Origin of the sequence: Neobacillus drentensis, assembly GCF_036966985.1 — a bacterium.
Classification (GTDB): Bacteria; Bacillota; Bacilli; order Bacillales; family Cytobacillaceae; genus Neobacillus; species Neobacillus drentensis_E.
On the sequence record NZ_JBALSN010000617.1, the window covers coordinates 1,011 to 2,312 of the forward strand.

General features: G+C 33.6%; 1 protein-coding gene. It reads right to left on the minus strand.

The window, feature by feature from the left end; all coding sequences use genetic code 11:
* Positions 1–109: 109 nt before the first annotated feature.
* Positions 110–1,302 (minus strand): phosphatidylglycerol lysyltransferase domain-containing protein (locus V7659_RS29165; RefSeq protein ID WP_335543538.1); only part of this gene is annotated, 1,193 nt, incomplete at its 5' end.

Here is a 1,302-nt window from a genome sequence, read left to right on the forward strand (position 1 = left end):
AAATCTTAACAGATTGTATTGCAAAATAATAGATTAAATTAGGAAATCTATTGGAAAGTCATTTATAGAATAGAAAAACCGGCTGGTATCACACCAACCGGAAATTGGACTAATTTCTTTTTTTTGATATGAGCATAGTAATTTGTGCCATAATTATTGGTAATGATGATTTTCTTCGATAGGCCAAGTATTTGGGTTCCCAAATATTTGTATATTTTTCTTTAAATTTTCGCAGACCTTGGAAGTGGTAAAAAAAATGGCCATGCAGGAAAATTTGTGCAGCAATTTTTTCGCTTAAAAATGAGAACCTTGACAGTCCTACATTTGCCAACGGGGCCATTCCCATATTAAACCGATCATACCCTTGTTCTTTGGCCCAATCAAATAAACACAAGAAAAGAAAATCAACTGCACCTGATGCAGCTTCTGGTTTAAACCTCATCAAATCAACAGAAATCGTTTGATAGTTATCATATACATGCATGATGCTCATAAAACCAAGAATCTGCTTATGCTCATTTCTTACAATCGCAATAGGCGCCTTATTTAAATAATCCTCAGAAAAGAATCCTAGTGAAAAACCTTTTTCCTCTCTTCCTTGCAGCCATTCATTTGATATCTCTCTTAATTCTTCTAAAAAGTCTATTGAATGTGGAGGGGTGATAATCTCATAAGAATAGTCAGCACGAACAAATTTATTTCGTAATGCTCGCAATCCTTTCATTTTGGCACCTGTTAAAGAGAAGTATTTCAGATCTACAAATGCCTCTTCACCTAACTTAAAAAAAGCAAAGCCATGCCCATGTAGATATGGAAGCATATCATCACTGACTTGATAAAAAACAGGCGTATAGCCATGTAAATCAGCAATTTCCTGAAATTCCTCGATTGCATTTGATATTTCGTCTTTTTCCCCAATGGGATCTCCAAGAATGACCAGCTTGTCTGCAAATTGCTGAAAGGAAATTAATACATTCTTTTTACTGTTCCAAAATATGAATTTATCATGTAAAAAAATTAAATGCGATAACACCTTACCTTGATACTTCGATAAATGGTCAACAATATCTTTTTCACGGTTTGCAGATCGCTCTAAAATCCAACTTTTCGGCAGACTGATTAAATATCCAAACATTAGAATGAATAGGGCAATAACTAGCCCAATTGCTGCACTCATAAATAAATCGTGATAATCAACTATTACATAAGGCAAAAGTTTAGGTGGTATTTCTATTTTAGAAATCGGTAAATTCAGATAACCAATCACAAGATACATTGAAGTGATTACAAGAATAATCATTA